This is a genomic window from Streptomyces sp. B21-083, assembly GCF_036898825.1.
In the GTDB taxonomy this organism is placed as follows: domain Bacteria; phylum Actinomycetota; class Actinomycetes; order Streptomycetales; family Streptomycetaceae; genus Streptomyces.
Genome location: NZ_JARUND010000001.1, coordinates 296,778 through 308,362, shown reverse-complemented (window position 1 = coordinate 308,362; position 11,585 = coordinate 296,778). Strand labels below are relative to the sequence as shown.

Below are 11,585 nucleotides of genomic sequence, written 5' to 3'. Positions count from 1 at the left end.
TGCAGGACCGTGTCCGCGCTGCCCGTACGGGGCAGCGCGGACACGGCTACCCGCGCCGCCGCCCCGGGGAGTATGGGACGGCCCGAGCGGCGGGGCCTAGGTGAGGGCGTCCACCAGCACGGCAAGCGGCGCTCCCGTGATTTTGGTCAGTACCCCGGCAATCAGCGGACCGGTCGAGCCGGCCACCGCGTCGGCCTGTTGCATACGGGCGTATCCCGCGTTGAGCAGCTCTTTTGGTACCAGCTCTGTGGCACATACGACTGGTTCGCCGCCTCGGACAGCAAGGACAGCACCCCGAACGCGAAGACAAACGCGCACAGCGCGGGGATGCTGAGCCGGTCCAGCGCATACAGCACCGGTATCGCACCGAGCAGGACTGCCCTTCCGTGATCCGTGGCGACCATCATCGGCTTGCGTCGCCAGCGGCCCACCAAGACTCCGGCTATGAGTCCGAGGAGTAGACACGGAACCCAGCGGGCGGCGTTGACGATGCCAACCTCGGTGGCAGAAGCGCTCAGCGTCACGGCGAACAGGTCACCCAACGACGGCAGGATGCGCCAGCGTTGTCGGCTGCCATCGACATAGCCGAGCGATCTGATCGTTAAGTGCTGCCCAAAATCAGCGATAAACGTTGCTCGCTCTCGCTTACGAAATCAAGTGGGCGGTGCGCGGCTGTGAGGGCTGGTCAAGGCTGGAGATCCAGCCGGGCAGAAGCGTTTTGCCGCCAACGATCAGTAATCGGGCCGCCACGTGGAGTGGGTCGGGGTACACAAGTCGGCGGATGGTTGTGTCTGATGGGGGAGGGCTGGCCGGGTGTTACTGACGATGAACGTGGCGGTTCTGCTGGCGGTCGTCATCGTCGTGCGGCTGCGTCGGCGTACGCAGGCCCGGAGCCGGTTCGACGAGAAGCTTGACCGTCGTCATCGTGCTGGTCTTCGGGGTGCTGATCGCCCCCACGGCGTTCGGCCAGGGAGTCCTGGACGTCGTCGCTCAGCTGGTGGACGGCTCTTCCCGGTCGGGCCGCTGAACTCCCGCCGGGCGGTGTGGCATCGGCCACGGACGAACCGTCCGGTCAAGGGGTGGCCAAGGGGTGAAACGGACACCGCAGGGTGGGGTGACCAGGTCACGGACAAGGGGTGATCCCGCAGGGTGGCACCAGTCCCGTACACGCCGGATGCGCTGCGGGACAGACCAACACCGCCCGCCCCGGCCCTGGTGCCGCAGAAACGCGAGGACACTGTGCCCACGCCGACTGTGCCCGGTCCCGCCGCACTCCGGACGTGGCGCGGGCACAGCCGTCGCGACCAAGTTGGAATCGGTCGCCGGTCATCTCCATCCCCTTCGACGGGGTCCAGCGCGAAGTCGATGAGGCCGCTACTCCCGGTCTCTGACCGAGAGGAGATGCCCATCGAGGGAGCAGGTGCCGGTCATCAGGTGACCTTGACCCAGTCCAGGGTGCGCTCCACGGCACGTTTCCAGCCCTCATAGCCGTCCTGGCGCTGCTCCTCGCTCCACTCCGGGCTCCAGCGCTTCGACTCCTGCCAGTGGGAGCGCAGTTCGTCGGTATCGCGCCAGAAGCCGGTGGCGAGCCCGGCCGCGTAGGCGGCGCCCAGCGCCGTGGTCTCAGCGACCACCGGTCGGCTGACGGGCACGCCCAGCACGTCAGCCTGGATCTGCATGCACAGGTCGTTCGCGGTCACACCACCGTCAACCTTGAGTACGTCCAAGTGCACGCCTGAGTCCTGCTCCATGGCGTCGACCACGTCGCGGCTCTGGTAACAGATGGCCTCCAGCGTGGCCCGGGCCAAGTGCCCATTGGTGTTGTAGCGGGCGAGACCGACCATCGCGCCACGAGCGTCGGAGCGCCAGTACGGGGCGAACAGACCGGAGAAGGCCGGGACAAAGTACATGCCGCCGTTGTCGTCCACCGAGCGGGCCAGTTGCTCACTCTCCGCGGCGGTCCCGATCACCTTCATCTGGTCACGCAGCCACTGCACGGCCGCGCCGGTGACGGCGATGGACCCCTCCAGCGCGTAGATGGCGGGGCTGCCCGCGAACTGGTACGCCACTGTCGTCAGCAGACCGTGCTGCGAACGCACCAGCTCCGTACCGGTGTTGAGGACCAGGAAGTTGCCGGTGCCGTAGGTGTTCTTGGCTTCACCAGGGGCGAAGCAGACCTGACCTACGGTCGCCGCCTGCTGGTCGCCGAGGACACCGGCAATCGGGACGGCGGCGTTCAACGGCCGGGACGTGCGGGCCTGGCCGAACGCCTCAGGATCGGACGAGGGGTGGATCGCCGGCAGCATCGCGCGCGGGATGTTGAAGATTCCCAGCAGTTCGTCGTCCCAGTCCAGGGTCTCCAGATTCATCAGCATGGTGCGGCTGGCATTGGTGACGTCGGTGGCGTGCACACCCCCGTTGGGGCCGCCGGTGAGGTTCCACAGCACCCACGCGTCCGTGTTGCCGAACAGGGCATGCCCCGCTTCGGCGGCCTCGCGCAGGCCGTCCACGTTCTCCAGCAGCCATTTGATCTTGCCGCCGGAGAAGTAGGTGGCCGGCGGCAAGCCGGCCTTGTGACGGATGGTCTGGCCATGGCCGTCGCGTTCGAGGGCGGCGGCGATGCTGTCGGTGCGGGTGTCCTGCCAGACGATGGCGTTGTAGTAGGGGCGGCCGGTGCGCGGGTCCCAGACCACGGTCGTCTCACGCTGGTTGGTGATGCCGATCGCTTTCAGGTCGGCGGCGGACAGCCCTCCGCTTCGCAGGGCGCTCTGGATCACCGTGTTGGTGCGCTCCCAGATCTCCACCGGATCGTGCTCGACCCAACCGGACCGCGGCAGGATCTGATGATGCTCGAGTTGGTGCTTCGCCACCTCGTTGCCTGCGTGATCGAAGATCATGAAGCGTGTGCTGGTGGTCCCCTGGTCCACCGCTCCGACGAATTCGGGCATCGTTGCCGCCTCTTCTCATGGTCCTGGTGTCGTTGCGCTCTGGGGGTGACGTTTCGGTTCAGGCAGTGCAGTCGCCCGCCCTGAACCATCAATGAAGCCGTGTGCGCGCGCCTGTGGAGTACGGCCATCCGAGCGATCGAGGCCCGGAGTGAGTAGGCGTCGTTCCCGTTACGGGTGCCGCCACTGCCGGACGGATCCTGCTGTGTGTTCTAGGGCTCTTCGGTGGCGGGACCTTCTTCGGCGTCGCCATGCCTGGCCTTGATCAGCGGTTTGATGAGCAGGTCGTACACGCCGACACCGACGACTCCGCCGATGAGCGGGCCGACAATAGGGATCCACCAGTAGCCACTGAACCACTGGAACGTGCCGGGAAGAGCGATAGAGCCCCAGCCTTCGAAGTATGTGAACAATCGCGGGCCGAAGTCACGTGCTGGATTGATCGCGTAGCCGGCGTTGGTGCCGAAAGTCAAGCCGATCGCGACGACCACCAGGCCGATGAGGAAGGGATGGAGGTTGGACATCGGAGCCGTATTGCGCGTGTCGATGAGTGCGCAGATCAACAGCAGCAGGATGCCGGTCCCCACGATCTGGTCGAGCAAGGGACCCCACCAAGAATCTCCGAAGTATTCGGCAGGGAACGTGGCGAAGATCGAGTATGTGCCGAGCGATTTGTCTCGCGGGGCGCCCGCCTTGGTGATGGCCGCGTCGATAGCCCACCTGTAGCTCGCGTAGACGAGCGCGGCGGCGACGAAGGCGCCCACGACCTGCGCCAGCCAGTAGGGCAGGACCTTCCGCCAGGGGAAATCCCGTCGAACCGCGAAGGCGAGGGTGACCGCGGGATTGAGGTGGGCGCCACTGACGCCGCCGGCCACATAGACGCCGAACACCACGGCGAGGCCCCAGCCCCACGAAATGATAAGCCAGTTGGCGGGCCCGAACTCCACGGCTTGCCGACCTGATCCAGGCAGACCGACGACTGAGACAGCCACCGACCCGATACCCAGCAGAATCAGGACGAACGTTCCCAGGAACTCGGCAATCATCTCACCGCCGATACCTTCTCGGTATCCGCGTCGGTGAACAGTGCGTTCAGCCATCTTCCCTCCTTGTTTGGAAAGTAACGGAACTTTCTATTCCCTACCCGAAACGTACGCGAAGGGAAGCGCATCTGGGTGAACGTGCGGGTGTATCCGGAGATTTCCCCCCTATGGAGCAATCCGCAGCGCTAATTACCTGGCGACCGTGCAAGATTCGCCGGACAGGTCACGTGCGGCGAGCCCAGGCTCGCGCGATCGACCGCCGCGTGGGATCCGACCAGCTCATTCAGCGGGCCTGGACGCAACCTCACTGTGCTACCCGGCTGGCACATGACGGCCTGGCCTACAGGCGGCCGATGCCGCAACGGGAGCGCCCCTGTCTCCGCCGATCGCGGCCTCCCGTCGACACCCTCACGAAGATCGACACCGGTCGGTGTACCGAAGGGCGACTGCCAGCCTTGCTGGTCCTCGATGCCGATCAGCAGCCGTGCGCGGGTCGTGGCTGGATTGCGACTGCTGCTGGTAGGGCTTTGTCAGGTCGTGTTGTAGGGCTGCCATGGGGTGGGTTGTCGGCAGGTGGGGCATGTGCCGGTCCAGCAGGTGTTGGAGCAGGTCCAGGGCCTCGTTGACGCCCTGGTCGAGCGCTATCCGGAGGATGACCATGACAGTCCATGGGCATCTCCTCCGGTCATCGATGAAGCTTCGGGACCGATCGTGTACCTACTCGTGTCCTACAGCAGGGCCGAAGAAGTCTCCGAGTACGCCGCTGCGCTGGCGCGCGAGTACGGGCTGATCTGCTTTGACCCGCAAGGAGAAACTCTGCGGTCCTGAGTCGCCCAGATCAGCAGTCGGGGCAGGGGCTTGACGCCCTTGGGCGCATGCGAATCGCCCGCGGAGCAGTGGCTCCTGGCAAACCGCGGGACAAACTGAAACTGGCGAGGGGCAAAGCTGGCGACGACACCAAGACCATCGCCCCAGCATTCGCCTGAGTATCCGGCACCTACAGGATCCCAAGCGTCTGCCGACCTGTGAGGGCTGCGGTGAGTGTCAATGCCCCTCGAACTGTGGAGTCCTTCCATGCAGCCGGCTCCTCGGTGTAGCTGGACCGGCCTCGATCATTCACGTGCGCGCGCCGCGCTGAGGTGATCGGTCGGGGTTGATGATTCGTCCTGGTTCGTTCTTCGGGTGGTGGTGACGTTCCGGCCCGTGTGTCGTCACGGGTGATCGTCGGTTTCCACGGGCCGAGGATGGGGCGCGTCTTCTCCTTTCGGGAATCGGGGTCGTGGGGTGGTGGTCAGCCGGGGTCGGGCAGGGCCTGGACGGCGTCCCAGGCGTCGACGATGTCAGTGGATGCCGGCCAGGCGGGGTCGAGTTTCAGCTCGCGTCTTCGGGCGTGGTCGGCGAGTTACGCGGGGACGTCCAGGAGCCGGGTGCGCAGGGTGGCGGGCTCGGCCCGGGCGAGTTTGCCTTCGGTGGCCAGTGCGAGAAGCCGTCGGCGGTCAGCAGATGCGAGAGCGGCAGCACCATGAGGATCCGGTCCCGCTGGCGGTCGACCAGGCGGGCGAGTCCGATCAAGCCTGACGCACCGGGACATCAAGTTGTCCAAGATCATGGTCAGACCGAGCGGCAAGGCGACGGTGGTGGACTTCGGTATCACCAAGGGAAGCGACGAACGGCACGACATCACGACCACCGGCGTCCTGTTCGGAACGCCGGCCTACGTGGCGCTCGAGGCACTGTCCGGCGCTTTCGACCACTGCTCCGACCTGTCGGCTGGTGTGAGCCTCCGGGGACGGACCGAGTCGGGTGTCAGCGTGGGCGGAAGAGGTAGGCGAGGTTGAGGACCACCAGTCCGGCCCAGGAGATGAGCAGTGCGGTGGTCCCGCCGGGAGTGAAGGTTGTTGCGACGGTGCCGAGGATCAGTGAGAGCAACAGGACCCTGAGCTCCGCCCTTCGGTCGCGGACCACAGCTCGCTGAAGAGGGCCGGGCTCCGCCAGCCGCTCGGCGCACAACTCGTCGAACGACGCGGCGACGCGGTCGTCGATCCGGTCCCCGAGCCGTTCGACGAACAGGTCCACGATGGCGTTCTCGCCCCCGCCTTCCGGGCGCTCGGCGGGCTGGGGGCGTTTTGCCGGTGCCGGGGGTTGCTCGGTCATTGTGGTCTCCTCCAGAGGTGTGGGCGGGGGCGTGGCGGCGGCACCCGCAGTGACATCGGGTCGGCGATGGTGGGGCGGACGATCGTGGCCGGGGAAGCCGGGGCGGCAGGAAGCGGTAGCCAGCACGACGCACAAGGCCGCCATCGGTAGTTCGCGACGGCGGCCATCGCGATCGCTGCGGCGAGTTCGGCTCCGCGGGCAGAGGTGACGATGTCGAACCAGGCGTCGACGATCAGCAGCGCGGCGGTTGCCGCCGCGGTGAGCGGGTGCCGAGGATCCCGGCGCAGCAGCAGTGCTCCCGTGGCGGTGAGGCCCAAGGCCTCCAGCGCATCCAGCCCCACCCACGCGGCCGACCAGTGCGGAACGCTGGGTGCGGCCGCCAGCACCAGCAGCCAGGGCAGCAGCGCGAGGCCGCACCCGATCAACACCATGCCGGGCCACCGCCTCCTGTCGATGGTGCCTTGCTCTCGCAGCACAGCGGTGCGCGACAAGAAGAGCACGTCCGCGATGGCGGCGGGCGGCGCGTCCGCAGCGCCGCAAGCTGCCGAATCGACGAGGGCCATGGGGCTGCGTCTCCTCCCGGATGCGGGCTTGTGTGCCTTACATGGACAAGCTTTCCTGCGGCGGGTGCGCGCGTCGGTAATGCGAAGGTCCGACTTGGGGGTGGTACTGGCTTCACGGGTGGCCCAGGCGTGCCCTGCGGTGGCTGTCCTCGGCCCAGCCCTGGCGACAGGTCGGATACCACCTCCTGCTCGGGCCGTTGCTGGCTGCTATGGAAATGCTCGTGCTCGCGGCGTGGGCGTCGGCGGTGGCGGGCACCACCGTCTTCGGGTACGCCTACGCGCTGCCGGTGGACCAGGCGGTTTTCTGCACCGTCGGCGGCGTCGTGCTGCTGTGCAGCGCCCCCTGGCTGGCCGGGGCGACGGCCCGGGCCGAGGCCCGGCTCGCGCCGGCGCTGCTGGGGCCGAGCCGCAACGAGCGGCTTCGCCAGCGTGTCGAGCACCTGGCCGAGAGCCGCACCGACCTGATCGAAGCCGTCGACAGCGAGCGCCGCCGCATCGAACGCGACCTGCACGACGGAACCCAGCAGCGCCTGGTCTCCCTCGCGGTCAATCTGGGACTGGCCAGGGCAACCCTCACCGACCTGCCGGACGATGCCCGCACCGCCATCGACGAGGCGCACCGCGAGGCGAAGGAGGCCATCGCTGAACTCAACGACCTGGTCCGCGGGTTGCACCCCGCGGTCCTCGAAGACCGAGGGCTGGACGCTGCGTTGTCCGGCCTGGCCGCCCGGGTACCGTTGCCGGTAGGCCTGCGCGTCGACATCGGAGAGCGAGCAGCGCCCGTCGTGGAGTCGGTCGCCTATTTCGTGGTCTCCGAGGCGCTGACCAACGTCACCAGGCACGCCCGCGCCACCCGCGCGGAGGTGACCGTCGAACGGATCGGGAAGGTGCTGCGCGTGAACGTCACCGACGACGGGAGCGGTGGCGCCGACGCCTCAGCGGGCAGTGGGCTGAACGGACTGGCCAAACGCGTCGGCTCCGTCGACGGAAGGTTCCGCGTCAGCAGCCCCGCCGGGGGCCCGACCACCCTCACCGCGGAGCTGCCGTGCGAGCTGTGATCGCCGAAGACTCGGTGCTGCTGCGCGTCGGGGCTTGTCAAGGTGCTCGAGATGGCCGGCTTCCTGATCGCAGCCGACGTGGGTGACGCGGACGCCCTGTTGACCGCGGTCGAGCAACACCGGCCCGAACTTGCCCTGGTCGATGTCCGCATGCCACCGGCCTTCACCGACGAGGGAGTGCGCGCCGCGCTGGTGATCCGCCGCCAGTGGCCCCAAACGGCGGTGGTTCTGCTCTCGCAGTACGTGGAGGAGCGGTACGCGGCCGATCTGCTGACCGCCCACACCAACGGTGTCGGCTACCTGCTCAAGCAACGTGTCGCCGACGTGGAGGAGTTCATCGCCGCGGTACGGCGGGTCGCGGACGGCGGCACGGCGCTGGATCCCGAGGTCGTCGCCCAGTTGCTGCTGCGCCGCCACAGCGACCCGTTGGAGCGGCTGACGCCCCGTGAACGGGAGGTGCTGGCGCTGATGGCCGAGGGACGCTCCAACGCGGGGATCGGCGAGGCACTGGTGGTCAGCGACAGTGCGGTCGCCAAGCACATCAACAACATCTTCGCCAAACTCGGCCTGCCCGCCGCCGACGCCGACCACCGACGCGTCCTCGCCGTGCTGCGATTCCTCGGGGCGCCCCCGAACTGACCGGCTACGGGAGAGTGCCGATGGCCGACGAAGCGAGCGCGACTGCAGCCCCGCGTAACTACTCGGGGCTACATGACGGGTGGCGGCAGCTATACGAGAACACGGCCGTTATGCGGTGCGCGGCCGGAGTCCCGACTGCAGGATGCCGTTCACCAGCCAAGGCGAGCGGGACGGCCTGGGATAACCCAGGCCTGGGGAGCCATCGGCTCCCCAGACCTCTAGGTCAGCGGCCCGGCATCACCTGAAGTATCAGCGTGACGATGAAGATGATCTGGATCGTCTGATCAGAAAGCCTGTTCATGCTCTCTCCCTCTTGCTCGCAAGACCCGCGGCCGGCTGGCCGTAGGCACACCACACCCGTAGGCGTGGCCAATTGCGGGATGAGAGAGGAGGCGGTCTACATCAGGCTCAGTCCTTTGAAGGCGGCGACAGGCGATCCGTGACAGATTCACACGATTTGCGCGTTCTGTCCAGAGGGACTATTTCGCTCTCCCCGGCGTAGGGTCGGCGGCTGGCTGGTGGGGTTGGCGAGCATCCGGCGGACGGTTTCCGGGTGCCGGCGGTCCCCGCGCTTGGGTCGAACGACCTCGGTCTCCAGCACGGCGCAGATCTCGCGGAGAGACAGTTCGTCCTCGTCGCGAAGCCGGCGGGCGCGGGCGCGGCCGGCCACCCGAATGGAAGTGGTACGTGGCGACGACCCCGGCGCGTGGACGGACATCCACGCGGCGATCGTGGACCTGCTCGCGGGCCATCTACCGGCGACGGACCGGCGGTAGGGCTCTCCCAGGTGGCGCCCGTGGCGGAGCTCTTCGTGGGGCGGCCACGAGGGCCGTTGTCAGAGGCGATTGGCAAGATTGCGGCCATGAATGTCACTCCTGTCACTCCGCCACGGCCGATCGACGTTGTCGCGGTCTTTCCCCAACTGGCCCCGCTGGCCCGCACGGCGACTCGCCTGCACCCCCGCCCAGGGGCGCCGACGTGGCACGACAGCTCAATCGGCGGGCCGCTGCTGTGGCCCGCTGAGGAACCGTGGCCGCACTGCGAGGAACCGCATGTGGTGGACGGCATCAACCCAGCCCGGTCCCCGGCGGATCTGCGGCTGGAACGACGGATCTTCGCCGCCTCGCACGGCCGGGACCTGACTCCGGAGGAACGGGAGACTCTCGACCGGATCCGGCCCCCTCAGACGTATCCGGTGAGGCTGGCGGTCCAGTCGTACGACGGCCCCATAGCGATGCTGCCCGTCGCGCAGCTGTACGTACGGGATGTGCCCGATCTGAGCCCGCCGGAGGGTAAGGACCTGCTGCAGGTTCTGTGGTGCCCCTTCGATCATCCGATCATGCCCAGGACCCTGCTCTTCTGGCGTTCCGCAGCCGCCGTCACCGACATCCTCGACACGCCCCCCGAGCCGCCCGCAATGCAGTTCGACGGCTATCTACCGGAACCGTGCGTGCTCGAACCGGAGCAGGTCACCGAGTACCCCGACCATCTGGAGCTGAGCGAAGAACTGCAGGAGCAGCTCAAGCAGTGGAGTGTGCCGCAGGCAGCAGAGGAAGGCATGGACCCGGACACGTACTACGACTGTGTGCTGTCCAACGCACCCGGCTGGAAGGTCGGCGGCTGGCCCGCGTGGAACTCCACCGACCCCAGCCCGCAGCCCTGCTCCGAGTGCGGCACCGGCATGGAGGTCCTAATGACCGTCGCCACCTTTGAGGAAGGGGACGACGCCGGGAACAGCTGGTCTCCGTACCCCCACCCAGGTGCGGGACCGTACCCCGGCCACCGCGGCTACAACGCGACCGGGGTCCAGATAGGCAGCGGCTACCGGCAGCATCTGTTCGTCTGCCCGGTGAAGCCCGAGCATCCGCACATCGAGTTGATGACGTAGCCCGTCCGCAGTGTGCAGCCGGGGCGTCACGGTAGTCGAGCTGCCCTTGCAGGGCGGGGTCGGCCCATTGCAGCCGGGAGCGGCCGGTGATCACCCAGAAGGCGTTCGGCAGCAGCCACACCGTCCGCTGGATCAGCCGTTCCAGGTCGCGGCGGGTGCGGTCGCCGATGTCCTCGAACGTGTCCAGCAGCACGACCGGAACGGCCTTCTTGCCGTCGGGGAGGCGGGCGAGCTCCCAGGCCAGCAGGTGGGAGTAGAAGGCGAGGGTGTCCAGGTCGGGTTCGGCCTCGAGCAGGTCCGCGGTCTGGCGTCGCTCGCGCAGTGCGCCGATGAGGGCGCCGGCGACCTGGCCGACGGCCGAGCCGATGGTGCCGGGCAGCATGAGTGTCCGGGCGACCTCGGCGAGTGCGGCCTGAGGACCGGTTCGTGAACGCCTCCGCGGCCTGCACGCTGCGGTCGTTCGTACTGAACAGCGCCCTGAGATCGCGGCCTGGCACGTCCACACCCGAAAGATGATCACCTGTGGGATCCAACGTATGCCCGCAGTACCGGTCTTGGGGAGGCGGCCCGCCCTCGGGGCGGGTGTCCGGCCTGGTGCCGGCCGGCCGGGCGGGCGTACGGCATTCTTCAGCGATGACGCCTGATCCCGACCCCTGGTACAGCACCACCCTCCCGACGTCTGCTCGGCGGGGTCGACGGTCAGGCCCCAGCGGGTCTTGATGGCGATCCAGTCGGTGGCGTAGGTGCAGCGGTAGCCGGCCGCCGGGGGCTGCCAGGTGGCCGGGTCCTGGTCGGACTTGGACCGGTTGCCGGCGGCGGAGACCGCGATCAAGGCGCGGGAGTCTCCCAGGTCATTCGCGTAAGCCTGGCGTTCGGCGGCACTCCAGGCGGAGGCGCCGGAGTCCCAGGACGCGGCGAGCGGGACCAGGTGGTCGACGTCGAGGGCGCGGGCCTGGGTGAAGTAGACGTCGTCGTAGGGGGAGTACCAGGAACCGCCGCTCAAGGCGCAGTTGGCGTCCTGGACGGGGGCGGTGACGGCCTCCTCCAGCAGAACCTCCTGACGCGTGTTGCGGGAGTCACGGTCGGCGTCGATCCAGTGGGGGAAATTGGAGCGTTCGTACCCGGCGCGGTTCTCGGGCTCTCGGCCGGAGTCTGAGAAAGCTGCCGATGTTCAAGTGGGGGCCGATTCCAGCCCCCGGGTGGGGCCGCCGAACGACGTCGCGGCCAACCCCGCAGGTGCGCTGGCGGCGCGCGTACAACCGGGGTGCACGCGGGGTTGGATGAGGGGTGGCGGG

8 protein-coding genes and 5 pseudogenes are annotated in these 11,585 nt (G+C 67.9%); 6 read left to right on the top strand and 7 right to left on the bottom strand.

The features are described 5' to 3' along the window. Window positions 1-99: 99 nt before the first annotated feature. A pseudogene (locus QA861_RS01465) lies at window positions 100-533 on the bottom strand (MFS transporter); the annotation flags it as partial. A 292-nt stretch (window positions 534-825) separates the two neighbouring features. Between QA861_RS01465 and QA861_RS01460 the strand changes: the two are divergent. Continuing rightward, window positions 826-1,027: pseudogene (locus QA861_RS01460) on the top strand (hypothetical protein). A 403-nt stretch (window positions 1,028-1,430) separates the two neighbouring features. On the opposite strand, the gene glpK reads toward QA861_RS01460, so the two are convergent. Together glpK and QA861_RS01450 are read right to left on the bottom strand one after the other, a co-directional pair. Continuing rightward, entirely contained in the window at window positions 1,431-2,948 is a 1,518-nt protein-coding gene (gene glpK / locus QA861_RS01455) for a glycerol kinase GlpK (protein ID WP_334586336.1), read from the bottom strand. Window positions 2,949-3,157: 209 nt separating this feature from the next. Continuing rightward, window positions 3,158-4,045 carry an MIP/aquaporin family protein gene (locus QA861_RS01450; protein WP_334586335.1) on the bottom strand — a complete coding sequence of 296 codons (888 nt, stop codon included), beginning with the start codon at window positions 4,043-4,045 and terminating at the stop codon, window positions 3,158-3,160. Between the two features lie 525 nt (window positions 4,046-4,570). Here QA861_RS01450 and QA861_RS01445 point away from each other — a divergent pair. Next, window positions 4,571-4,816 (top strand): hypothetical protein, encoded by a 246-nt coding sequence (locus tag QA861_RS01445; RefSeq protein ID WP_334586334.1) that lies wholly within the window; start codon window positions 4,571-4,573, stop codon window positions 4,814-4,816. A gap of 543 nt (window positions 4,817-5,359) precedes the next feature. On the opposite strand, the gene QA861_RS01440 is transcribed toward QA861_RS01445, so the two are convergent. The 3 genes from QA861_RS01440 to QA861_RS01430 all read right to left on the bottom strand — a co-directional run bounded on the left by QA861_RS01440 (window position 5,360) and on the right by QA861_RS01430 (window position 6,705). Next, window positions 5,360-5,560, bottom strand: a complete 201-nt coding sequence (locus QA861_RS01440; protein WP_334586333.1) for a hypothetical protein — start codon at window positions 5,558-5,560, stop codon at window positions 5,360-5,362. Window positions 5,561-5,794: 234 nt separating this feature from the next. Then, the gene (locus QA861_RS01435) at window positions 5,795-6,142 is read right to left on the bottom strand and encodes a hypothetical protein (RefSeq protein WP_334586332.1); all 348 of its coding nucleotides are present in this window, start codon (window positions 6,140-6,142) and stop codon (window positions 5,795-5,797) included. Then, window positions 6,139-6,705, bottom strand: a complete 567-nt coding sequence (locus tag QA861_RS01430; protein ID WP_334586331.1) for a hypothetical protein — start codon at window positions 6,703-6,705, stop codon at window positions 6,139-6,141. Before QA861_RS01430 ends, QA861_RS01435 begins: the two co-directional genes overlap by 4 nt. A gap of 125 nt (window positions 6,706-6,830) precedes the next feature. On the opposite strand from QA861_RS01430, the pseudogene QA861_RS01425 reads away from it, so the two are divergent. The 4 genes and pseudogenes from QA861_RS01425 to QA861_RS01410 form a co-directional block, all read left to right on the top strand. Continuing rightward, window positions 6,831-7,763, top strand: a pseudogene (locus QA861_RS01425) (sensor histidine kinase); the annotation flags it as partial. Continuing rightward, window positions 7,751-8,402 (top strand): annotated as a pseudogene (locus QA861_RS01420) (response regulator). The pseudogenes QA861_RS01425 and QA861_RS01420, both read left to right, overlap by 13 nt. An 862-nt stretch (window positions 8,403-9,264) precedes the next feature. Then, on the top strand, window positions 9,265-10,290 hold the full coding sequence (locus tag QA861_RS01415; RefSeq protein ID WP_334586330.1) for a hypothetical protein: 1,026 nt from the start codon (window positions 9,265-9,267) through the stop codon (window positions 10,288-10,290). A 10-nt stretch (window positions 10,291-10,300) separates the two neighbouring features. Continuing rightward, complete coding sequence (locus tag QA861_RS01410; protein WP_334586329.1) at window positions 10,301-10,720, top strand: hypothetical protein; 420 nt, start codon at window positions 10,301-10,303, stop codon at window positions 10,718-10,720. A 243-nt stretch (window positions 10,721-10,963) separates the two neighbouring features. Here QA861_RS01410 and QA861_RS01405 read toward each other — a convergent pair. Beyond that, window positions 10,964-11,425 (bottom strand): annotated as a pseudogene (locus QA861_RS01405) (HNH endonuclease family protein); the annotation flags it as partial. Window positions 11,426-11,585: the final 160 nt, after the last annotated feature.